Here is a 20,809-nt window from a genome sequence, read left to right as displayed (position 1 = left end):
AGAGCTTCACGGCTTCTTCGTCCGATAATCCCCGAATGTTTGGTCGCGCTGGTCGAGCTGCGCCTTGACGCTGCCGCCGTCGCGCCGGAACGTCGACATGTAGGCGCGGCTTGCTTCCGTGGTGAACGCCAGCGCCTGGATTTCGGTGCCGGCGCGCATCGCGGCGCGGGCGCCCATGATCTCCATCGCGCGATGCACCGAACGCTTGTTGAGCTGCTGCAACTCGACCGGCACTTTTGCCGCGCGTTCGGCGAAATCGAGCGTGCGCTGCTCGAGCTCGTCAAGCGGAAACGAGCGCGTCGCAAAGCCCCATTCGGCGGCCTCACGCCCGGACATGGCGTCACCGGTCAGCATCAGCTCCATGGCGCGGCGCATGCCGACAAGCCAGGGATGATACTGCATGTCCGGCGGGCTCATCAGCCGCACCGGCGGATAACCAATCTGGGCGTCGTCGGCGACGTAGACTATATCGCAGGCGGTTGCGAGCTCGGTGCCGCCGGCCAGGCAATAACCGTGCACCTGCGCGATCACGGGCTTTGCCAGATCCCAGATCGCGAACCAGCCCTCGACGACATGGCGCGACCATTGGCCCGGCCCGGCCGCCGAGTGATAGGGCTGATCGACCGAATTGTCCGATGACAGATCATAGCCGGCGGAAAAGCACGGGCCGGCGCCGCGCAGGATCGTGATCGAGACATCGCCGTCGCGGTCGGCCGCTTCCAGCGCCTCAAAAATTTCGGCCCGCAGCCGGTTGTTCAGCGCATTGCGTTTTTCGGGACGGTTGAGCGTGATCTGCCGCACGCGCGGCCGTGGATCGTCGACGAGAATATGCTGATAAGACATTGCTTGCTTCCTCCCGATCTCTGGCCTGTTAAAGCGGCCCTCGGCCTTTAATGCCTGAGATCGGAGAGGAAGTCATCGTTCAGTCAGCGCGCATCCGTCATCCGGCCGGCGTCATGATGATGCCCTTGTCCTTGGGCCAGCGCACCCGCCATGCGAACGAAATATCCTTGGTCTCACCCGGCTTGGCCTCGAATGCCCATTCCAGCACGCCGCGTCTGTCGCGCAGATTGGTCGCGGTCGGCGGCGTCGTCGACGGCAGCATTTCGACCTGGATGTCTTCATTCTCGCTGACCGGCAATTGATCCTGGATCGCGATCTTGATCGGGAAATCATGGCCATTGCGAATGACGGTCTTGAACGCGCGCTCGTCGGTCTTCGACGTCGTCACGATCAGGCCCGCCGATCCCTCGTTGCGCTTGACGACGGAGCGCTCGACCTTGACCTTGTCATCGCCACCGAAACCGAGCCGTACCGTTTCGTCCTTGCTGGTGGCCGCCATTTGGCCGCGGCCGACAAAAACGCCGTCACGATAGATCGCGGTCCGGCCCGGCAACAACGGCGCGTCCTCGGCTTGCTTAAAACTTGCTTCGAGGAACGCGGTCGGGTCGATCACCGGCACCGAGCGCACGGTGAGATCGGGCGCGATGGTCGCGGTCGCGATGCGCAGGCTCTTGGCGCCCTCGCTGGCGCCGACGCTGACGCGGCCGGGAATCTTGAACACCACCTGGAAGCCGCTGACTTCAGCGGTGGCCTGCTGCTCCTCGGCGCGCTTTGCCGGCGGCTCAGGCGGGGCCGCCGCCTCCATCGAGCGGGACTTCGTCATTTCCGAGACGGCACCCGCAGCCGAAGCCGGCGGGCGCGGGGCTTGCGGATATTGCACGATCAGCGAATTCAGGTCGGGCGCGCTGCCGCCGCGCGCGCTGCGCACGGTGGAAACGCTTAAGCCGACGTCCGACCAGTCCTCTCCCGTGGTCTGGGTGATTTCGGCCCGTCGCACCAGTTCGAGCGCGGGCTTGCGATCCTTGGCACCAGTGTCGAGACGAAGGTCATAGAGCGGCGTCCAGCGCGCGGCACGCACGGCATAGCTTACCCGCAGCGTCGCCTTGGTCGCAGCCGCCGCCGCGAGATCGATCCTGACCTCCAGCCGGCTGGGCGGCTTGATCGCGCGATCCGATTCCAGCCTTGAAATTTCCCGGTCGATATCGCGTTGCTTGCGCTCGGCGTCGCGAATGGCTGCGTCCGCCGTCGCAACCTCCTCCGCCACCGCAGCAAAGGCGGCACGCCATTCGGCGACGGGCCGCGCCTCGCCCTTCTCGCCAATTCCCACAGGCGAGGTTTCGGCAAAACGCTCGGCGAATTTGCGCCGCGCGGTGGCGGCGGCAATCGCGCCCTCCAGGTTGGCGCGCTCGTCCTTCAGCGCCTCGATGCGCTTATCGAGTTCAGGCAGATTGACGGGCGGCGCGGCGCGCGGCGGCCGCGTATCGACCGTACCGATGGTAAGCTTTTCGGAGGCCTCGCCCTCCACCCGCAGCGAAGAAGGCTCGAGCGTCAGCGGGAAATCCTTCAGCACCACGCTATTGTCACCGGAGGGAATTTCGACATTGATGACGCGGGTGACGCTGGCGCCGTCCGGATAGACGGTGACGGCATCGACGGCCAATGTCGCCTCGATATTGACCGCCTTGGCCGGCATCGCGGCAAGCGCGATAAGAACGGCAAGGCTCGTCGTTACAAGGCAATTCCTGGCACTGCGCATGATTTCCTCCGGCAAGCATCCCACGTCTCGTCGAGACGCACGAAAGCGTAACGCCCCCGTGTGTGAGACGTTGTGACCAAGGAACCGGTTCGATTGAGGTTTCCGTAAGGCGTCGCCGAGGCCCGGCCGCGGCCGGCCCGGCTTCGGGAAAATGTCAGGGATTACCAGGAGACGCCGTATCGCGCGGCAATGCTGCGCGCCCGGGCTTCCTCACTCGCGTAATTCCGATCGTAGGATTTGTGCGTGGGCTTGGAAGCAGCCGCCTTCAAGGGTTTCGCAACCTCTGTTGCAGGCTTGGAAACCTCGGTGACCGGCTTGGCGGCGTCCGTGACCGGCTTGGAAGCGTCGGGCGCGACGTCGGCCTTTGCCGGTTCGGGCTGGGCCGATTCAATTCGCTCGCCGGAGTTCGGCGTATCGTTGGCAGCGACGATCAGGCTCCTCGACTGACCGGCCTGAGCCGTTGCCGATGCCAGAACCAGAACGGATATCAGGATGAATTTGCGCATGTTTGTCTCCGGCGTTTGATGCCGGGAAACTAGCGCAAAGGCGCAATCCGCTATGTGAGGCACGTCACGCCGAGCATGACGGTGGGGGACGGGCGTCCACGGCCTCGTGGTTCGAGACGCGCGGCGTTGCCGCGCTCCTCACCATGAGGGTCTATCACCTCATCCTGAGGAGCGGCCCCTTGGCCGCGTCTCGAAGGATGAAGGCCACCGCTGCGCCGGCGCCCCAAAACACCAGCGGCTTAAAACGTTAAAGCCTTTTAAAACGTTAAAGCCTTGGCCTGCTTGACCTGCGGCAGGGCCTGCACCTTGGCGAGCACGTCCGCTGGCACCGCGCCATCGATCTCGACTAGCGCGATGGCGTCGCCGCCCGGCTTGTTGCGGCCGAGATGGAAGGTGGCGATGTTGATCCTGGCGTCGCCGAGGAGGCTAGCGAAGTGGCCGATGAATCCCGGCTTGTCCTCGTTGGTGACGTAGATCATCGATTTGCCGAACTCGGCATCGACCCGGATGCCCTTGATGTCGACGAGCCGTGGCTTGCCGTCGTGATAGACGGTGCCGGAGACCGAGCGCTCCTGCCGCTCCGTTGTCACCGCCACGGTGATCAGGCTTTCGTAGTCGCTCTGCGCCGCGCGCGTCACCTCATCGACCACCATGCCACGCTCCTTGGCCACAACCGGCGCCGAGACGACGTTGACGTCGCCGAGCATCGGACGCAGCAGGCCCGACAGCACCGCCGAGGTCAGCGCCTTGATCTTCATTTCCGCGACATGCCCCTCATAGGTGATCTGCACCTTCAGGATGCCGGTTTCGGTTAGCTGGCCTGCGAACGAGCCGAGCTTCTCGGCGAGCGCAATGAACGGTCTTAGCTTCGGCGCCTCTTCCGCCGTGATCGAGGGGAAGTTGACCGCATTCGAGATCGCGCCGCTCAAGAGATAGTCGGACATCTGCTCGGCCACCTGCAGCGCGACATTCTCCTGGGCTTCCGTGGTGGCGGCACCGAGATGCGGCGTGCAGATTACATTGGGATGGCCGAACAAGACGTTCGACGTCGCCGGCTCTTCGATGAACACGTCGAAGGCGGCGCCCGCGACATGCTTGGAATTGAGCGCATCGACCAGCGCCTGCTCGTCGACCAGACCGCCGCGCGCGCAATTGATGATGCGGACGCCCTTCTTCATTTTCGCCAGCGCCGCGGCGTCGATGATGTTCTTGGTTTTCTCGGTCAGCGGCGTATGCAGCGTGATAAAATCGGCGCGCTTGAAGAGATCGTCGAGATCGACCTTCTCGACGCCGATGTCCTTGGCGCGTTCCGGCGACAGGAACGGATCGAAGGCGATCACCTTCATGCGCAATCCGAGCGCGCGGTCGGCAACGATCGAACCGATGTTGCCGCAGCCGATGATGCCCAATGTCTTGGCGGTGATCTCCACTCCCATGAAGCGATTCTTTTCCCATTTGCCGGCTTGGGTGGAGGCATCGGCCTGCGGAATTTCGCGCGCCAACGCCAACATCAACGTGATGGCATGTTCGGCGGTCGTGATCGAATTGCCGAACGGCGTGTTCATCACGATGATGCCCTTCGCGGTAGCGGCAGGGATTTCCACATTGTCGACACCGATGCCGGCGCGGCCGATCACTTTCAGCTTGCTTGCCTTCTCAATGATCTTCGCGGTCGCCTTGGTGGCGGAGCGGATGGCGAGGCCATCGTAATTGCCGATGATCTCGGCGAGTTTTTCCTTGTCCTTGCCGAGATTGGGCTGGAAATCGACGTCGATGCCGCGATCTTTGAAGATCTGCACGGCGGCGGGCGACAGGGCGTCGGAAATGAGGACTTTGGGTTTTGTCATTTGGTGGTCTACCTGAAGAGCTTTTTGAGGAAGCCTCGTTCCGAGGCGGTGATGGGAATTCCTGTACGCAAGGTGGACGACAGCGAACTGCTGTCGAGCGGCATAGCATCGAGCATTCGCCCCTTCAGCACATCGCCAACAAGGGCGCGGCCGATTGCGGCGCGGACGTCCTCCCATGCGCCGTCATGGTCGACGCCGAGCATCCAGCTCTGTTCGCTCTCGCCGGCGCGCGACGCAAGCATCAGCCACGCGCCGCGCACGGAGCTGACCGCGTCGAGTTCGCGGCCGAGTGCTGCGATCAAGGCATCGGGAATTTCCTTGGGATGGCCGAGCAGCACCTGCTCCGGTGCTTTCGTCGTGATGGTCTGCGGGCCGTCCTCGAAATGACCGGCCAGCATGAACTTCACCTCTTGCGGCGTAAAATGCTTGCCGTAGTCGGAGTCCGGGTTGAGCACGAAGGGCGCGTCCGGATAGCGGCCGAACAGATCGCGCGTCCGGTCCGGCGCCACGATGTGATCGCCCCTGAACCATGCGCGCGCCCGCGACGGTGCAGTGAAAAAAGGGATCAGCTTTTCTTCGCCGCGTACAGCACTCGGGAGCGTCAGTTTTGTCCCCTCGGGAATCGTGACATTGCCATCGGGCCCGGGAACGATCGGCCCCCCTTTGGGAACCAGCACCAGGAAAACTTCCGCATCCATCAGCGCGCGCGCAAAGCCGGGCCGCTCGGCCGGCTCCGCCGATGCAAGCATCAGCATGCGCTCAATATCGTTCTCGGGTTCGAACATGGATGGCCTGTGAGCCCTGGGTGCAACAAAAGCCTCGGGAGCAATCTCTTCTCCCTCTCCCCGTTCTTACGGGGAGAGGGTCGGGGTGAGGGGCATCTATCAGCAGGGTGCGGAGCCCAAGAGCCCCTCACCCCGGCGCGGAGCTTGTGCTCGGACGGCGCAAAGCGCCGATCCGGGTGCGCCGACCCTCGGGTCAAGCCCGAGGGCAGGCCCTCTCCCCGTGAAGGACGGGGAGAGGTTAGATAAGAAAACTCACGCGGCCTTCGGAAGCGCGGCTTTTGTCTCGGCAAACGCCCAGTCGATCCATTGCGTCAAAAGCGCAACGTCCCTGGCTTCCACCGTGGCGCCGCACCAGATGCGAAGACCCGCCGGCGCATCGCGGTAATGGGCGAAATCGTAGCCGGCGCCTTCCTTCTCGACCAAGGCCACCAGCTTCTTGGAAAAATCGGCCTGCGCGTCCGGCGTCAGCGAGGTGATGGCGGGATCGACCACTTTCATGCACACCGAGGTATTGGAACGGATCGCCGGATCCTTCGCCAGGAAATCGATCCATGGCGTCTTCGCCTTCCAGTCGGCGAGCACCTTGGTGTTGGCGTCGGCGCGCGCAATCAGCGCTCTAAGGCCGCCGACCGATTTGCCCCAGTTCAGCGCGTCGAGATAATCCTCGACGCACAGCATCGACGGCGTGTTGATGGTTTCGCCCTCGAAAATGCCCTCGTTGAGCTTGCCGCCCTTGGTCATGCGGAAGATCTTTGGCAGTGGCCAGGCCGGCTTGTAGGTTTCCAGCCGCTCCACCGCGCGTGGCGAGAGCACCAGCATGCCGTGCGCGGCCTCGCCGCCCAGCGCCTTCTGCCAGGAGAAGGTCACCACATCGAGTTTTTGCCAATCGAGCGGTTGCGCGAACGCCGCCGAGGTCGCGTCGCAGATGGTGAGGCCCTCGCGATCAGCGCTGATCCAGTCGGCATTGGGGACGCGGACGCCGGAGGTGGTGCCGTTCCAGGTGAAGACGATGTCGGAGGCGGGATCGGCCTTGGAGAGATCGGGGATTTCACCATAGGGCGCGTGCAGCTTGGTGACGTCCTTGAGCTTCAATTCCTTGACGATATCGCTGACCCAGCCTTCGCCGAAGGATTCCCAGGCGATGGTGGTGACGGGGCGCGCGCCGAGCAGCGACCACAGCGCCATTTCGACCGCGCCGGTATCGGAGGCCGGCACAATGCCGATCCGGTAACCCGCAGGGACTTCAAGCACTTCGCGCGTCAGTTCGATCGCGAGCTTGAGCTTGGCCTTGCCGACTTTCGCGCGATGCGAACGGCCTAGCGCAGCGTCTTTGAGATTTTGGGCGTTCCAGCCGGGGCGCTTGGCACAGGGGCCGGATGAAAAATGCGGCACACTCGGCCGCAATGCGGGCTTCGCAGCACTCATGATCTATCCTTCCAGATAGTAAGCCTCCCGTTGGGGGGAGGTGTCCCGCCGCGGTCATTAAGGGAATCGGCCGGAATCGTCAAGGAACTTCGGAAGGATCACGCGCGATTGATGGTTCGACCTCCGCCTCGGGCGCGGTCGGCGGGGCCAATTGCGAATCCAGAAGCTCCGCCGCATCGGTGACGAGCCTTGCGGCCCGGCGCCTGCTTGCGATCTTCAGGACGCTCTTTTCGTTCGCCTGCACGACGTACTCGTTGCCGATCCTGACGATCGTATAATTTTTCATCTGGAAATCCCCGAAGCCACCCGAGCCCGACGGGATACGTCATTCTCTCACGGATAGTTCCGCACAAAAAATTACGGATGGCTCGTTAGTTTATCGCGCGTTAACCGGAATGAATGGCAAAACGCGTTTCGCAATCGGCGCAAGGCGCACCGGACAAGCCGGATGAACGGACCTGTTTCAAAATCGTAACGTCATCCCGACGTGGCTCGGCTGAAATCCCAGCCAGATGCGTAGTTTCATTTCCGGCGCTTGTCGATTTTGAGCTTGATACCCGGTTTGCGCTTGCCGCGAGGAAGGTCCGACACCAGTTCGAGAAGCGAAATTTCAAGAGCGATCGCAATCCGCTGAAGTACCGCGACATCTCCTGTCTTGAGGCCGTTTTCGATTTCAGAGAGAAAACCCTGAGCGATCTCGGCAGCCTTCGCCAAATCCGCCTGCGTCAAGCCGCGCTTCTTGCGCCAGAACGCGAGCGGCGTCCTGGCGGCAAGCAGTTCATCCACCTCGGCTTCGCTTAGTGTTTCCTCGTTGCGTGCTATCGCCTTTTTGGCAACTGCTGCGTCAGTAACATCTTCATTGGCGGCGACGAGTAGCCGATCGTACTCTTTGCGGGAGAGGATCACGATATCATCGCCCTTCGGGCTCTTGGTCATCACGGGCATGGGCTGCTCCTATTCGTAGATCCCGCCGCGCGGGCCAATATCGAGGACGGTAATGGTGTCGGCCGTTTCGGTGAAGATCACGCGGAAGTCGCCAACCCGTAAGCGCTTCGCATCGACCCCGACCAACGGTTTCACATTGTTGGCCTGCGATGATGCATCGCCCGGCATATTGCCTGATTTTGCTCCGAATCAACTTCGCCCGGTTGGCGTGCTTGCGCAGGGCCGTCGCCGCGGTTCGTGTGTACAGAACCGATTTCATCGCCAATTTATCTCATATAGAGATATAAAAATCAATCTCCGAATGAGATATTTCCAAACCTTCTTTGTCGCACTTTGCGATCGGTCAAAACCGCAGTGTCATCCCGACATGGCTCGGCTGAAATCCCAGCCCCTCGTAGAAACGCTGCGCATCGACGCGGCTGTGATGCGTAAGCAGCTCGACCAATTTGCAGCCTTTGGCGCGGGCTTGCGCGACGGCCCATCGCACTAATTGCTCGCCGATGCCGCGGCTGCGGCAATGCGCGGCGACGCGGACGTCCTCGATCAAGCCGCGCGAGGCGCCCTGCGAGCTCAGTCCCGGCAGGATACAGAGCTGCAGGCAGCCCACCACGGTACCGTCAGCATCCTCCGCGACCACGAGGTTGATGTTCGGATCGCTTTCGAGCGCGTCGAAGGCGGCGAAATAAGACGGCGGCAGCGGATCCTCGAGCCGCTCGCGGGCGCTGCCGAGCGGATCGTCCGCCAGCATCCCGACGATGATACCGACATCGCCGCGGCGGGCGCGCCGGATGGTGACAGGGGAAATCGCGGTCATGGATGATTCCAATAGTCCCTAGCGCGCCGGCGGCAGGCCAAGCGAGTGTTCGGCCTCGCCGATCCAGCGCCGCACCGCCGCGTAGCCGTCGATGTGAAAGCCGCCCTCATGCGCCAGCCGCGTGTAGGCCAAGAGCGCGACGTCGGCGAGGGAAAGACGGTCGCCAACGAAGAACCGTGCGGTTGCCAAATGATGCTCCATCCGCGCCAGCGCGGAATAGCCACGCTTGATCTTGTCCGGATCGAGATCGGACACCGGCTTGCCGAGATAGACCATCTGGAAGCGGCACCCGGCCACGAACGGCTCGTGGCTGTTCTGCTCCCAGAACAGCCATTCGTCCATCTTGGCTACGTCGTAAGCATCAGCGGGGATGAGGTCACTGCCGCGGGCTAGGTATCGAATGATGCTATTGGACTGCGCCAGCGTGCGGCCATCATCGAGCACGACGGTCGGCACCTGGCCAGCTCCGTTCAATCTGAGAAACTCAGGCGTGCGGGTCTCGCCCTTGAGCGTATCGAGCTCGATCCAGGTGTAGGGCAACGCGAGGTGATCGCAGACCCATTTCACCTTCAGGCAATTGCCCGAATTGCTGTCGCCGTAGATTTTCATGGTCGGCCCTCACACGAGGAGGACAGAGCAGCAGCGGAACGGAATTCTGTCAACAGGATCGGGGGCGCACGAGGTTTCGCGAAGCCGCCTTCGATCAGAATTTATAGCCGAGACCCACCCGGACCGTGTTGACGTTGGTGTCGATCGAGGAGGTGAAGCGGACGTATTCCCACTCCGCGCGCAGGAACAGGCAGGATATCAGCTGCACGTCGACGCCGAGCCCGGCGGTATAGCCATAAATGAAGTGGCTGTTTTTCGAGTCCGTCGCGATCAGGTCGAACGGGATGTTCTGGAAGCCAATCGGATTATTGGCATTGAACTGGGTCCCGAAAATATGGGCGGTCCGGATAATGTCGGCCTGTCCGAGCGCGACGCCGCCGAAGGCATAGGGCAGGAACGAGCCGACCGCATAGCCGGCGCGGCCGCGAAGCGTTGCCATGTCGGAAATCCGCATCGCCGCAATGCTTTCATAGGTCACGCTGTCGGTGGTGCCGTTGGCGTCCTTGAAGATGCGGCCCATGCTGTCGGTCTGGGTACCGCCGAACTTGCCATGCAGGTAGCTGAACTCAACGCCAAGGACGATCTCGTCCCATAGGCTGTTGTAGCCGGCGAAGCCGCCGAAGCCGTTGCCATGAACCGAAACCTTACCCCCTACCGGCCACTGTGAAACGCCGCCCGAGGCCTCAATGGCTGTGTTGGCCAACAGGTGCGATGCCACGCTTGAGGTTGCGCCGGTAAAATTCATGTCGGAGGTGCCGAAGCCACCTTGTACGCCGGCGTAAAAACCCTGCCAGCTGACACGCGGGCTGGACAACCCGTCGGTGTACGCGCCGCGCAGGATCGGAAGGTCGGGCATGTCGGCTGCTTGCGCACCGGACACTGCTCCGAACATCACCGCCGCCAGCAGAAGTCTACGCATCGCAAACGCTCCATCGAACACCTGACTTGGCGCCGATCATCGCCTGTTAACCTTAACCAATCGTTGTCGCGGGACTTGATTGGCATGATCTGGTTCCGAAAACCGGAAGTCCACTTTTCGGGATCATGCCCCGCGCAAAACAAAACGGCGCGGGAACATCCCGCGCCGTTAGCAAAGATTAACGAGAGGAGAGGCGTGATCAGCCCTTGCGCACCAGCGGCGGCGCGTAGACCGCCGGGCTCTCGAGATTCCAGCGCACGCCGAGCTTCAGGTCGTGCGAGGTGATGTCTTTCATGGTCCACGGGAACTGCGGCGTGGCGGTGCCGGCGAAGTTCGAATTGACGCCGGTGGTGGCATCGCCGAGGTTCATGTAGCTGTAGCCGAGTTCGAGCGTCACGTTCGGCGTGACCTTGTAGCCGAGACCGGCGTGCAGCGCCCAGGCGAAATTCCATTTGCCGTTGTCTGTCGCGTAAACGAAGCTCGAGGGCCGCGCGACGCCGAAGCTGTCGCCGAAACCGTCGTCGCGGAAGCTGGAAATCCGGTTGTAGGAGCCGCCGATACCGGCGCCGATGTACGGCGTCAGGCACCACCAGGTGCCGAGGTCGACATAGGCGTTAGCCATGACGACCGCCTCCGACTTGGAGCCGGAGTAATTGTCGACCAGCGCCGTGCCGACAAAGGCATCCGAGAACTGCGAGCCATGGAAGTTGGCGCGGCCGCGCCATTGACCGATCACGTCCGCCCGGAACCAGTTGTTGAACTGATAACCGACGCCGAGATCGAACAGCGTCGAACTGTCGAAGCCCATCCCAACCGGGGTGAACAGCACGGCGTTGGGGTCCGGGTTGTTGAGCGATTTCATTTTCTGGTTGGTCATTCCGATATCGCCACGCAGATACCAGCCGCCGAAATCGGCCGGCGGGGGCGGCGAGTACATCGGCGGCGGCGCGATGGCCAAGTCCGCGGCGAACGCCATCGACGACAACAGGGATGCCGCTCCGGCGGCGACGAGGAACTTAACGCTACGCATTTGGCTTCGTCCTTTTGTCCGGTGAGGCAGACAACGGAGGCCTCACATCGAGAAACTCACGGTCGGACGATCGCATCAAATGCTTAAGCGCCACTTAACCCTAATTTTTAAGGTTGATAATCTCCGAAGAATTCTTGCCTCGACGAAACCCGGGGTTGCAAAGGCGGCGGGATCGCACAATCACTAACAATGTGTTGATGGGCATTGCAGTCCGGCGGCTTCATCCTTCGAGACGCTTGCGGAGGCTGTCATCGGGCGCGCGTTCGCGCGACCCGTTGGCAAGCTCCTCAGGATGGGGTCATAGACCCTCATGGTGAGGAGCGCGGCAACGCCGCGCGTCTCGAACCATGCGGCCCGTGGCCTCTCCTAGCGCGCCGTTTTCGGCAGCTTCGGCAGGAACACCGCGAGCAGCCCGATTGCGGGGAGGAACGCGCAGACCTGATAGACGAAGGCGATGCTGGTGTGATCGGCGAGCTTGCCGAGCACGGCCGCGCCGAGCCCGCCGATGCCGAACGCGACACCGAAGAAGACGCCGGAAATCATCCCGAAGCGGTGCGGCACCAGTTCCTGCGCGAACACGATAATCGAGGATGTCGTCGAAGAGATGATCAGACCGATGAACACCGTCAGCACGGCACTCGCGTAGAGGCCGGCATAGGGCAGCGCCAGCGTGAACGGCAGCGCGCCCAAAATCGAGAACCAGATCACGATCTTTCGGCCGAAGCGGTCGCCCAGTGGGCCGCCGAGGAACGCCCCGACCGCGTTGGCGGCGAGGAAGACGAACAGATAGAGCTGGGCGGCTTGCGTCGAGACGCCGAACTTGTCGATCAGATAGAAGATGTAATAGCTCGACAGGCTCGACACATAGAGCTGCTTGGAGAACAACAACGCGACCAGCACGATGAGCGCGATCTTGACCCGGCGCGAGCTCGGCGCGTCCGGATGCTGTTCGAGGGCTGCGAACTTCTTGGCCGCGATCTGCGGCCTGTACCAAAGTCCGATCCGCCACAGGATGACGATCGCCAGAAACGCGATCGAGGAAAACCAGGCGATGCTGGGTTGGCCGAACGGCACCACGATCAAGGCGGCGAGCAGCGGGCCCATCGACGTCCCAAAACTGCCGCCAAGCTGAAACACCGATTGCGCAAAACCATAGCGTCCGCCCGAGGCCAGCCGCGCGATCCGCGCCGATTCCGGATGAAACACGGCCGAGCCAAGCCCTACCAATGCGGCGGCGACGAGGATGACGAGGTATTGCTGCGCGACGCTGAGCAGCAGCAGACCGAAGAAGGTAAATCCCATGCCGACCGCGAGCGAGAACGGCTGCGCCCTCTTGTCGGTGAAATGCCCGACCACCGGCTGCAACAGCGAGGCGGTGAACTGGAACGCCAGCGTGATCAATCCGATCTGGGCGAAGTCGAGCGCGTAATTGTCCTTCAGGATCGGGTAGACCGACGCAATCAGCGACTGCATGGTGTCGTTGAGGAAATGCGACAGGCTGATGCCGGCGAGCACGACATAGGCCGGCCCCGCCGCCTTCGCAGGCGAAGGCGATGTCAGCTCCGGCACGGTCACCGGCGCGACCAGCGCTTGTTCGGAAACGACGACGGACTTGTTCAGGGGAGGATTCCAGGAGGGACCAGCGACGACACGAGGCATTTCCTACGATGGCCGCGCCACGCCGACCACCTCCAATAGATTATGGCTGCTTTGCGATTACGCCGCCGCCTGGCCGAGCGCGGTGACGATGTGATCGACCACTTCCTCGACCAGGATGCGATCGTCGCCCTCGCCCATCACGCGGATCACGGGCTCGGTGCCGGAGGAACGGACCAGGAGCCGACCGTGGCCGTTGAGGCGTTTTTCGCCGGCATCGATCGCCGATTTGACCTCGGCGTCGTCGAGCGGCTTGCCGCTGCGGTAGCGTACGTTCTTGAGGATCTGCGGCAGCGGATCGAAGCGGCGGCAGACTTCCGACACCGGGCGGCGAAGTTTTTGCACCACCGCGAGCACCTGCAGCGCCGCGACAAAGCCGTCGCCGGTGGTGGCATAGTCCGACAGGATGATGTGGCCGGACGGCTCGCCGCCGAGATTGTAGCCGCCGCTCAACATCTGCTCGAGCACGTAGCGATCGCCGACCGGCGTGCGGATGAGTTCGAGCCCGATGCCGTCGAGAAAGCGTTCCAGTCCGAGGTTCGACATCACGGTCGCGACGATGCCCGGCTTGGCGAGCCGGCCGTCTTCCTTCCAGCTTTGCGCGATCACCGCGAGCAGCTGGTCGCCATCGACCAGATGGCCGCGCTCGTCGACCAGGATCACCCGGTCGGCGTCGCCATCGAGCGCGATGCCGATGTCGGCGCGCATTTCGCGCACCTTGCGGGCGAGCGCTTCCGGCGAGGTCGAACCGCATTCCTTGTTGATGTTGAAACCATCGGGCTCGACGCCGATCGAGATGACGTCGGCGCCGAGTTCCCACAGCGCTTCCGGCACCACCTTGTAGGCGGCGCCGTTGGCGCAATCGACCACCACGCGAAGCCCGTCGAGGCTGAGATCGCGCGGCAGCGTGCGCTTGGCGAACTCGATGTAGCGGTCGTGAACGCCGTCGATGCGGCGGGCGCGACCGAGGCTCGCGCTCTGCGCCAGCCGCTTGTCGAGTGATTCATCGAGCAACTGCTCGATCTGCTTCTCGACGTCGTCGGAGAGCTTGAAACCCTGCGGGCCGAACAGTTTGATGCCGTTGTCCTCGAACAGATTATGGGACGCTGAAATCATCACGCCGAGATCGGCGCGCATCGACTTGGTCAACATCGCCACCGCCGGCGTCGGCATCGGGCCGAGCAGCAGCACGTCCATGCCGACCGAGGTGAAGCCGGCCACCATCGCGTATTCGATCATGTAGCCGGACAGCCGCGTGTCCTTGCCGATGACGACGCGATGACGATGCTCGCCGCGCTGAAACACGAGACCGGCCGCCTGCCCCACCTTGAGCGCCAGCTCCGGCGTGATCAGTCCGTTGGCGCGGCCCCGAATCCCATCGGTCCCGAAATATTTGCGGCTCATCTGACCCCCCAAGACCGCCGGGGCCTCTCAAGACCACCCGGCGCGAACCTTCGTACGCCTACCCATTATAGCGTGTGCAGGGGGTTATAGTGCCTTCGGCGCTAAAATGGCTTCAAAAAATATGATGAATCATTACGAGCGCCCGGCCCCGCGCATGCCGCGTAACATATTGTAAATGCTTATATATTGTTCCGTCCGCGAGACCAGGCCGCTGCCGGTCAGTCCTTGCGCTTGACGTGATGGTCGCCTTTTGAGGGCGGCGGCTGGATGACATTGACCGGGTCCGAGCCCGGAAACGTCTCCTCCAACCCCTCCTCCAGCGCCTGATCGAGCTGGCGCTTTTCACTGTCTTTGAGGTGTTTGGGGTCTTTTGCCGCTTTGGGGTCGGAGCGTGGTCCGGTCATGGATGCATTCCTGCGTGACGCCCGTTGCCGCGGAGCGATTTGGCGGACGGCCCAACCATGCTAGATGACTGCGAACGCGAAAAATACAAGAAGGCAAACGACAAGAAGGCTTGATACAAGAAGGTTTGGAACGTCCATGAAGCACATCACCTGCATCGAAGATCTGCGTCAGGTTCACATGCGAAAGGTGCCGAAGGCATTTTTCGATTACGCCGATCGCGGCTCCTATACCGAGGCAACGCTGCGCGCCAATCGCGACGATTTGCAGGCCATAAAATTTCGCCAGCGCGTGCTGGTCGATGTGTCGAAGCGCGATCTCTCGACCAGGATTCTCGGCGAGCCTGCCGCGCTGCCGCTGATCCTGGCCCCGGTCGGGCTGACCGGCATGCAATTCGGTGACGGCGAGATTCACGCCTGCCGCGCGGCGCAGGAAGCGGGAATTCCCTACACCTTGAGCACGATGTCGATCTGCTCCATCGAAGACGTCGCGGCCAATGTGACAAAACCGTTCTGGTTTCAGCTTTATGTCATGAAGGACCGCGGCTTCATCAAGGCTCTGATCGAGCGCGCGATCGCGGCCAAATGCAGCGCGCTGGTCTTGACCGTCGATCTGCAGGTGATCGGGCAGCGCCACGCCGACATCAAGAACGGCATGACGGTGCCGCCGGAATGGACGCTGTCGAAATTTCTCGATTTTGCCACCAAGCCGGCCTGGGTCGCGGGCGTGCTGCGCGGCAAGCGGCGCACCTTCGGCAATCTGGTCGGGCATCTGAAGGGCACCGACGACATCACCGCGCTGGGGACGTGGATCGGGACGCAATTCGATACCACGCTGAGCTGGAAGGACGTCGAGTGGATCCGCAGCATCTGGCCGGGGAAATTGATCCTGAAAGGCATCCTGGACGTCGAGGACGCCGAGGAAGCGGTGAAGACCGGCGCGCAGGCGCTGGTGGTGTCCAACCATGGCGGCCGCCAGCTTGACGGCGCGCCGTCGTCGATCGAGGTGTTGCCGGAAATTGCCGACGCCGTCGGCTCGCAGATGGAGGTCATGTTCGATGGCGGCATCCGCTCCGGCCAGGACCTGATGCGCGCGCTCGCGCTCGGCGCCAAATCGGCCATGATCGGCCGCGCCTATATTCACGGCCTCGGCGCGTTCGGCGGCCCCGGCGTTACGAAAGCGATCGATTTGATCCGGGCCGAACTCTCAACCACCATGGGCCTGTGCGGCGTCAACACCATCGCCGAAATCGACGACCACGTGCTGGCGGTTTGATTCCTCCGTCGTCCCTGCGGAAAGCAGGGACCCATAACCACCGGCGGATCGATTAGGCATCGCTGCAGCGACAGCCGATATAACGAAGGCCTGTGGTTATGGGTCCCCGCTTTTCGCGGGGACGACTCGTTGAGAGGCTTGCGCTCGCCCCTCACATCGGCGGCATGATGCCGTCGCGGCCGACATTGACGCGGTTGGCTTCCAGCGTGCCGTCCTCTTTCTGGACCGCACCGAAAATGATGATCTTGGCGCCCGGCTTCAACTCAGATTTGTCGCCGACGAGGAAGGTCACGATCGGGGTATCCGGCGGCACCACGACGTTCTTCTCGCCGTCCTTGTACTTGACCCGGATTTTCTCGCCGTCAGTTCCCGCCACCCTTTCCGCGACGGTAGCGTTGGTCATGGTCGAGCCTGGGCGCAGATCCCATGGCCTAAAGCCTTCGGCGACGCCGCGCTGGTTTTCCGGGAAAATATGAACCGCGACCGCCTTCTGGGTGCCGTCGGGTTCCGGCATCGCGGAGACGCCGATGTAGGAACCCGGCTTGATTTCCGACATCGCGGTCTTGGCGACGCCGAACACCGCCACATTGTCGGTCACGCGCACCTTCATGTCGGTGCCCTCGCGTGATTTCACCATGAGCAGCGGTCCATCGACGGCTTCGATGGTGCCGCGGATCCGGACCGTCGGCGGCTGTTGGGCCCACGCCCACGATCCCAGCACAGATATCAGCGTCAGCGCCGCTGCCAGCAGGCGCGGCATCAAAGAAGCAAGTTTCGGCATGGCCGTTCTCCCAAAACAGTTCCCGTCCAGGAAGAAAACACCGCAGCGCAACCGCTATTCCGCGCTTCCCTTACGCCCGCCGTCACATCGGCGGCGTCAGCCCGTTGAGGCCGACGCTGATCCGGTTGGCTTCGAACGAGCCATCGGGCAGCTTCTTGAAAAAGGCGATGATCTTGGCGCCGGCTTTCAATTCGGATTTGTCGGCAGGAACATAGGTCACAACCGGCGTATCCGGCGAAACCACGACCTTCTTCTCGCCGTCCTTGTACTTGACCAGCAGGGTGTGACCGTCATTGCCCACGACGCTCTCGGCCACCGTGGCGTTGGTCATGGTCGAGTTGGGGCGCAGATCGAACGGCCGCGACCCCTCCCCGGTACCGCGCATGTCTTCGGGAAACACGTGCACTTCGATCGCATTCGCGCCGCCATCCGGCCCGGGCACCGTGGTGGTGCCGATGAAGGAACCGACCTTGATGTCGGCCAGCGAGATTTTTGTGATTCCGACCACCTTGGTGTCGCCGCTCACACGCAACTTGTAATCCTCGCCGCTGCGCGACTTGACCGCGAGCATATCGCCGTCAACGGCCTCGATGCTGCCGCGGACCCGGGACGGCGTCGGCGGCTGCTGAGCGATCGCTGAGAGCGACGAAGCCGCAACCACCGCAATTATGACAAGCGGACGAATGAGCGTCGAACGATGAACGGGCATCAACTGGTCTCCGGCACATATTACTTAGCAATGGACCCCGATACGGCCACCCTATTCCCGCTCAACCCTTGGTGAGATCGGCCTCGACCAGGGCGCGAAGTTCCGGCGTGACTTGAGGGCGCTGTCCGAACCACAATTCAAATCCGCGCACCGCCTGGTACAACAACATGCCGAGCCCGTCGGCGGTCTTAAGTCCGCGCGCCCGCGCCGCCGCCAATAGCGGCGTCGAGAGCGGCACATAGACGAGATCGGCGACGACGGCATGCGACGGCAACAGGCCCGCATCGAGTTCGAGCGCGCCCTGGCCATGCATGCCGAGCGACGTCGTGTTCACCAACAATTGCGCACGAGGCAGGAGATCGCTGATCGCATCCCATGCGACGGGATGAACGCTGGCGCCGAATTGATCCGCGAGCGCGCGGGCCCGTTCGACGGTCCGGTTTGCCAGATGCACATGCTTGATGCCGCGCTCGATCAGGCCGAACACCACCGCGCGCGACGAGCCGCCGGCGCCGAGCACCAGCGCATCGCTCGCCGCCTCCCACCCGGGCGCGCAGGCGTCGAGATTATCGACAAAACCTTCGATGTCGGTGTTGGTCGATCGCAGTTCGCCGCCCTCGTACCACAGCGTGTTGGCCGCGCCGACCGCCCGCGCACGGGCGTCCGGCATCGTCAGCGCCAGCGCGCGTTCCTTGTGTGGGATGGTGACGTTGGCGCCGACAAAGCCGTGGGCCGAAAGATGCAGCACGAACTCGGCAAAGCCCTCGGGGGGCACCGCCTCGATGTTGTAGCCGCCCTCGATGCCGAGCGTGCGCAGCCAGTAGTGATGGATCAGCGGCGAGCGCGAATGCGCCGCCGGCCATCCGATCAGGCATGCCGCACGGGGTTTTGTCACGACTCAACTGTCTCCTTCGTCATGCCCGGCCATGACGATCAATTTATCTTCCGATTAAGGCTGTCAAGTTGCCTCGTCGCGGCAACCATGGCGCTCAGCGCCAGCGCGGCGGCGGCGGCGAACCAGATCGCGGCGAGGTTGATCCAGTGATAGGCCAGCGCACCGCACACCGAACCCACCACCAGCGCCACCCATAACAGCGCATTCGACGTCCAGCCCCAGCGCGGGCCGCCGCTGAGCGCCACGGCGGCGAATTGGCCGACCTTGACCAGCGCCCCGGTGACGTAAGTCAGGCCGAGACCGGCGCCGCCTTCAATCTGGAACACCACGTTCTCCATCCCCATCGCCATGACGATGGCGGCGACCGCGGCATTGGAGAAACCGAGGGCGTAGCAAAGCGCTGCGGCGGCAAGCAGCAGCGCCTCCGCCAGCAGCACCAAGGACTGACGGTGGACGTGGCGGCCAAGCACGATCAGGCTGCCGGCGGCGGCGCCGATCACGAACAGCACGATCAGGCCGAACGCCTCCGCCGCGCTCCGCCAATGACCGTCGGCAAGACTGACGCCCATCCGCGTCGAGTTGCCGCTCATGAACGAGACGAACAGGCCGCCGAGGTGAATGAAGCCGATGCCATCGACATACCCGGCAAGTGCGCTCAGTGCGCAAGCGAGGGCAATGTTGCGGCGTGAATCAAGCATCGCACCTAGCCGGCCTCCGACATAAAGGCGGTCGCGATGCCGACCGGCCGAAGCGACGCGGACCGTTCAGGCGTTCCATTCGTAGACTTCTTTTTCGTACGCCTCCGCAAAGCCGGCCCGCTGCAGGTTGCGATAGGAATGCTCGAGCATATAGAGCGTCTCGGACACCATGATCGAACAGCCGAGCTGTTCGGCCCGCTCGACCCGCTTCGCGATCAGGGCCTGTTGGGCGCCGCGCTTGCGATGACTTTCGGCGGTCGCCGCCGCCATCAGATATCCGAGGTCTTCGAAGATGCAGAGCGCGGCGATCGCGACCGGTTGGCCGCCGTCGAACGCCATATAGTGGAAGAAGCCGTCGCTGCCCGCCGACCTCGCATATTCCGGCCACAGCGTATCGCCCAGTCGATCGCGGGCTGCGTCGATTTCATCGACGCTGACCTCGCGTATTTCGAGATCGGTGTTGAATTGAAGCGGCGAAGGCTGGCTGCGACACAGCGTCGGATAGCCGGTGCGCCGAATGCGGCTAAGCCCGCTTCCCTCGATCCAGCGGCGCACGACATCCATGTTGGGACCGGGGCTGAGCCAGACGAAGAACCGCTTGACGCCTTCGGACTTGAACAGGTCGATCAAACGCCCGACGCTGTCGAAGTCCATTCCAGCTTCGGCGCCACACAAATAGACACGGTTGAGATTGGCGGATGCAAAGGGGCCCTGGCGGTCGGGATCGATGGTGACGTAACAACCGCCGAACGGCGAGCCATGGAATTGCTTCCGAACAAGGCTATCCGGCTGGCATCTGCCATCCAGCCAGGCGGCAAGCCGCCTTAATTTCAACGACAGACTGATCGTATCCATTCCGCTCCCTGCCCGCGATGCCGCACAGTTCCGCCGGCGCCAGCCTGCGCCGCAGCCGCAGTGTTCACGAAAGCGGTCGAATTGAAAAGCTTGACCGCTCTAAAAAAACGTGATCGCACGCCAGCTATCCCGCAGCCAGATCGTTCCCTGCGGCGGAAAGCTCATCGCGATGGCCCTTGATATCCGCGATCGCCCGCGCGATGGTTTCGCGATATCTGGCGCGCGGGGGTCTGACCCCGTGGGTCAGCAGTGCGCGGCGCACCGTCGGCGACGCGCCGGTGATGTAAAGGCGGATGCCCTGGCGTTTCGCCTTGGTCGCAACCCGGCCGATCGCATTAGCCGCTGTGGAATCGAGAAACGGCACCGCGGTGAAATCGATCACGAATGCCTTGCGGGTGTCGGCGGTGCTGTCGAGCACCGTCCCCACCGCCGACGCCGCGCCAAAGAAGAACGCGCCGGAGATGCGGTACACCAACACGTCCGGGTCGGCGGCAATGCGGGAATCGTAGGGCACGCGATCACCATTGCCGTCGTCGGCCCTGTCGCCGGTCACCAGGGGCGCTTCGGCCTCGATGCAATTGACATGCGCGATCCCTCAAACCCCGCAGGTTAGGGTCAGGAAGCACCCCTTAGATTAGATATCTGAAATATCATT

The 20,809-nt window shown here is 62.8% G+C and carries 22 protein-coding genes and 1 pseudogene; 1 reads left to right on the top strand and 22 read right to left on the bottom strand.

Going from position 1 to position 20,809, the window contains the following annotated elements:
• Positions 1 to 6 precede the first annotated feature (6 nt).
• The 16 genes from B5526_RS26460 to B5526_RS26380 form a co-directional block, all read right to left on the bottom strand.
• Positions 7 to 843, bottom strand: coding sequence for an enoyl-CoA hydratase-related protein (locus B5526_RS26460; RefSeq protein ID WP_079542763.1), 837 nt, complete (start codon positions 841 to 843; stop codon positions 7 to 9).
• A 97-nt stretch (positions 844 to 940) separates the two neighbouring features.
• Complete coding sequence (locus B5526_RS26455) at positions 941 to 2,599, bottom strand: mucoidy inhibitor MuiA family protein (RefSeq protein ID WP_079545404.1); 1,659 nt, start codon at positions 2,597 to 2,599, stop codon at positions 941 to 943.
• A 161-nt stretch (positions 2,600 to 2,760) separates the two neighbouring features.
• The gene (locus B5526_RS26450; protein ID WP_079542762.1) at positions 2,761 to 3,105 is read right to left on the bottom strand and encodes a hypothetical protein; all 345 of its coding nucleotides are present in this window, start codon (positions 3,103 to 3,105) and stop codon (positions 2,761 to 2,763) included.
• Positions 3,106 to 3,362: 257 nt separating this feature from the next.
• Complete coding sequence (serA, locus tag B5526_RS26440) at positions 3,363 to 4,952, bottom strand: phosphoglycerate dehydrogenase (RefSeq protein WP_079542760.1); 1,590 nt, start codon at positions 4,950 to 4,952, stop codon at positions 3,363 to 3,365.
• Between the two features lie 8 nt (positions 4,953 to 4,960).
• Positions 4,961 to 5,737, bottom strand: coding sequence for an enhanced serine sensitivity protein SseB C-terminal domain-containing protein (locus tag B5526_RS26435; protein ID WP_079542759.1), 777 nt, complete (start codon positions 5,735 to 5,737; stop codon positions 4,961 to 4,963).
• Positions 5,738 to 5,989: 252 nt separating this feature from the next.
• Positions 5,990 to 7,162, bottom strand: a complete 1,173-nt coding sequence (locus B5526_RS26430; RefSeq protein ID WP_079542758.1) for a phosphoserine transaminase — start codon at positions 7,160 to 7,162, stop codon at positions 5,990 to 5,992.
• 79 nt (positions 7,163 to 7,241) lie between these two features.
• Positions 7,242 to 7,448 carry a hypothetical protein gene (locus B5526_RS26425; protein WP_079542757.1) on the bottom strand — a complete coding sequence of 69 codons (207 nt, stop codon included), beginning with the start codon at positions 7,446 to 7,448 and terminating at the stop codon, positions 7,242 to 7,244.
• A 236-nt stretch (positions 7,449 to 7,684) separates the two neighbouring features.
• Positions 7,685 to 8,107 carry a helix-turn-helix domain-containing protein gene (locus B5526_RS26420; RefSeq protein WP_079542756.1) on the bottom strand — a complete coding sequence of 141 codons (423 nt, stop codon included), beginning with the start codon at positions 8,105 to 8,107 and terminating at the stop codon, positions 7,685 to 7,687.
• Between the two features lie 9 nt (positions 8,108 to 8,116).
• Positions 8,117 to 8,275 (bottom strand): type II toxin-antitoxin system RelE family toxin, encoded by a 159-nt coding sequence (locus tag B5526_RS39140; protein WP_244562065.1) that lies wholly within the window; start codon positions 8,273 to 8,275, stop codon positions 8,117 to 8,119.
• A gap of 175 nt (positions 8,276 to 8,450) precedes the next feature.
• A complete protein-coding gene (locus B5526_RS26410) occupies positions 8,451 to 8,921 on the bottom strand; it encodes a GNAT family N-acetyltransferase (protein WP_079542755.1) in 471 nt (156 codons plus the stop codon).
• 18 nt (positions 8,922 to 8,939) lie between these two features.
• A complete protein-coding gene (locus tag B5526_RS26405) occupies positions 8,940 to 9,530 on the bottom strand; it encodes a glutathione S-transferase family protein (protein ID WP_079542754.1) in 591 nt (196 codons plus the stop codon).
• Positions 9,531 to 9,624: 94 nt separating this feature from the next.
• Positions 9,625 to 10,449 carry an outer membrane protein gene (locus tag B5526_RS26400; protein WP_079545402.1) on the bottom strand — a complete coding sequence of 275 codons (825 nt, stop codon included), beginning with the start codon at positions 10,447 to 10,449 and terminating at the stop codon, positions 9,625 to 9,627.
• A 199-nt stretch (positions 10,450 to 10,648) separates the two neighbouring features.
• Positions 10,649 to 11,479 carry an outer membrane protein gene (locus B5526_RS26395; protein ID WP_079542753.1) on the bottom strand — a complete coding sequence of 277 codons (831 nt, stop codon included), beginning with the start codon at positions 11,477 to 11,479 and terminating at the stop codon, positions 10,649 to 10,651.
• 366 nt (positions 11,480 to 11,845) lie between these two features.
• On the bottom strand, positions 11,846 to 13,099 hold the full coding sequence (locus B5526_RS26390; protein WP_079545400.1) for an MFS transporter: 1,254 nt from the start codon (positions 13,097 to 13,099) through the stop codon (positions 11,846 to 11,848).
• 96 nt (positions 13,100 to 13,195) lie between these two features.
• Positions 13,196 to 14,539: a phosphoglucosamine mutase gene (gene glmM, locus B5526_RS26385; protein WP_079542752.1), complete on the bottom strand. Its 1,344-nt coding sequence runs from the start codon at positions 14,537 to 14,539 to the stop codon at positions 13,196 to 13,198.
• Between the two features lie 218 nt (positions 14,540 to 14,757).
• Positions 14,758 to 14,943, bottom strand: a complete 186-nt coding sequence (locus tag B5526_RS26380) for a hypothetical protein (RefSeq protein WP_079542751.1) — start codon at positions 14,941 to 14,943, stop codon at positions 14,758 to 14,760.
• Positions 14,944 to 15,079: 136 nt separating this feature from the next.
• On the opposite strand from B5526_RS26380, the gene B5526_RS26375 reads away from it, so the two are divergent.
• Entirely contained in the window at positions 15,080 to 16,216 is a 1,137-nt protein-coding gene (locus tag B5526_RS26375) for an alpha-hydroxy acid oxidase (protein WP_079542750.1), read from the top strand.
• A gap of 151 nt (positions 16,217 to 16,367) precedes the next feature.
• Here B5526_RS26375 and B5526_RS26370 read toward each other — a convergent pair whose 3' ends face one another.
• The 6 genes and pseudogenes from B5526_RS26370 to B5526_RS26345 all read right to left on the bottom strand — a co-directional run.
• Positions 16,368 to 16,976: a hypothetical protein gene (locus B5526_RS26370; protein ID WP_154071758.1), complete on the bottom strand. Its 609-nt coding sequence runs from the start codon at positions 16,974 to 16,976 to the stop codon at positions 16,368 to 16,370.
• 103 nt (positions 16,977 to 17,079) lie between these two features.
• Positions 17,080 to 17,706 carry a hypothetical protein gene (locus tag B5526_RS26365; RefSeq protein WP_079542748.1) on the bottom strand — a complete coding sequence of 209 codons (627 nt, stop codon included), beginning with the start codon at positions 17,704 to 17,706 and terminating at the stop codon, positions 17,080 to 17,082.
• A gap of 61 nt (positions 17,707 to 17,767) precedes the next feature.
• Positions 17,768 to 18,601: a shikimate dehydrogenase gene (locus B5526_RS26360; protein WP_079542747.1), complete on the bottom strand. Its 834-nt coding sequence runs from the start codon at positions 18,599 to 18,601 to the stop codon at positions 17,768 to 17,770.
• A 38-nt stretch (positions 18,602 to 18,639) separates the two neighbouring features.
• Positions 18,640 to 19,299, bottom strand: a complete 660-nt coding sequence (locus B5526_RS26355; protein ID WP_079542746.1) for a YoaK family protein — start codon at positions 19,297 to 19,299, stop codon at positions 18,640 to 18,642.
• A gap of 66 nt (positions 19,300 to 19,365) precedes the next feature.
• Positions 19,366 to 20,154 (bottom strand): GNAT family N-acetyltransferase, encoded by a 789-nt coding sequence (locus tag B5526_RS26350; RefSeq protein WP_079542745.1) that lies wholly within the window; start codon positions 20,152 to 20,154, stop codon positions 19,366 to 19,368.
• A 124-nt stretch (positions 20,155 to 20,278) separates the two neighbouring features.
• Positions 20,279 to 20,728: pseudogene (locus B5526_RS26345) on the bottom strand (STAS domain-containing protein); the annotation flags it as partial.
• Positions 20,729 to 20,809: the final 81 nt, after the last annotated feature.

The sequence above is a fragment of the Bradyrhizobium lablabi genome, from assembly GCF_900141755.1.
GTDB classification, from domain to species: Bacteria; Pseudomonadota; Alphaproteobacteria; order Rhizobiales; family Xanthobacteraceae; genus Bradyrhizobium; species Bradyrhizobium lablabi_A.
The sequence above is the reverse complement of the archived record's forward strand: the minus strand, read 5'-3'. Positions and strand labels throughout refer to the sequence as shown.

What these genes read in the sequence shown, in the direction of transcription:
- B5526_RS26460 (WP_079542763.1), bottom strand. Translation starts at nt 843, where the DNA reads ATGTCTTATCAGCATATTCTCGTCGACGATCCACGGCCGCGCGTGCGG.
- B5526_RS26455 (WP_079545404.1), bottom strand. Translation starts at nt 2,599, where the DNA reads ATGCGCAGTGCCAGGAATTGCCTTGTAACGACGAGCCTTGCCGTTCTT.
- B5526_RS26450 (WP_079542762.1), bottom strand. Translation starts at nt 3,105, where the DNA reads ATGCGCAAATTCATCCTGATATCCGTTCTGGTTCTGGCATCGGCAACG.
- serA (WP_079542760.1), bottom strand. Translation starts at nt 4,952, where the DNA reads ATGACAAAACCCAAAGTCCTCATTTCCGACGCCCTGTCGCCCGCCGCC.
- B5526_RS26435 (WP_079542759.1), bottom strand. Translation starts at nt 5,737, where the DNA reads ATGTTCGAACCCGAGAACGATATTGAGCGCATGCTGATGCTTGCATCG.
- B5526_RS26430 (WP_079542758.1), bottom strand. Translation starts at nt 7,162, where the DNA reads ATGAGTGCTGCGAAGCCCGCATTGCGGCCGAGTGTGCCGCATTTTTCA.
- B5526_RS26425 (WP_079542757.1), bottom strand. Translation starts at nt 7,448, where the DNA reads ATGAAAAATTATACGATCGTCAGGATCGGCAACGAGTACGTCGTGCAG.
- B5526_RS26420 (WP_079542756.1), bottom strand. Translation starts at nt 8,107, where the DNA reads ATGCCCGTGATGACCAAGAGCCCGAAGGGCGATGATATCGTGATCCTC.
- B5526_RS39140 (WP_244562065.1), bottom strand. Translation starts at nt 8,275, where the DNA reads ATGCCGGGCGATGCATCATCGCAGGCCAACAATGTGAAACCGTTGGTC.
- B5526_RS26410 (WP_079542755.1), bottom strand. Translation starts at nt 8,921, where the DNA reads ATGACCGCGATTTCCCCTGTCACCATCCGGCGCGCCCGCCGCGGCGAT.
- B5526_RS26405 (WP_079542754.1), bottom strand. Translation starts at nt 9,530, where the DNA reads ATGAAAATCTACGGCGACAGCAATTCGGGCAATTGCCTGAAGGTGAAA.
- B5526_RS26400 (WP_079545402.1), bottom strand. Translation starts at nt 10,449, where the DNA reads ATGCGTAGACTTCTGCTGGCGGCGGTGATGTTCGGAGCAGTGTCCGGT.
- B5526_RS26395 (WP_079542753.1), bottom strand. Translation starts at nt 11,479, where the DNA reads ATGCGTAGCGTTAAGTTCCTCGTCGCCGCCGGAGCGGCATCCCTGTTG.
- glmM (WP_079542752.1), bottom strand. Translation starts at nt 14,539, where the DNA reads ATGAGCCGCAAATATTTCGGGACCGATGGGATTCGGGGCCGCGCCAAC.
- B5526_RS26380 (WP_079542751.1), bottom strand. Translation starts at nt 14,943, where the DNA reads ATGACCGGACCACGCTCCGACCCCAAAGCGGCAAAAGACCCCAAACAC.
- B5526_RS26375 (WP_079542750.1), top strand. Translation starts at nt 15,080, where the DNA reads ATGAAGCACATCACCTGCATCGAAGATCTGCGTCAGGTTCACATGCGA.
- B5526_RS26370 (WP_154071758.1), bottom strand. Translation starts at nt 16,976, where the DNA reads ATGCCGCGCCTGCTGGCAGCGGCGCTGACGCTGATATCTGTGCTGGGA.
- B5526_RS26365 (WP_079542748.1), bottom strand. Translation starts at nt 17,706, where the DNA reads ATGCCCGTTCATCGTTCGACGCTCATTCGTCCGCTTGTCATAATTGCG.
- B5526_RS26355 (WP_079542746.1), bottom strand. Translation starts at nt 19,299, where the DNA reads ATGCTTGATTCACGCCGCAACATTGCCCTCGCTTGCGCACTGAGCGCA.
- B5526_RS26350 (WP_079542745.1), bottom strand. Translation starts at nt 20,154, where the DNA reads ATGGATACGATCAGTCTGTCGTTGAAATTAAGGCGGCTTGCCGCCTGG.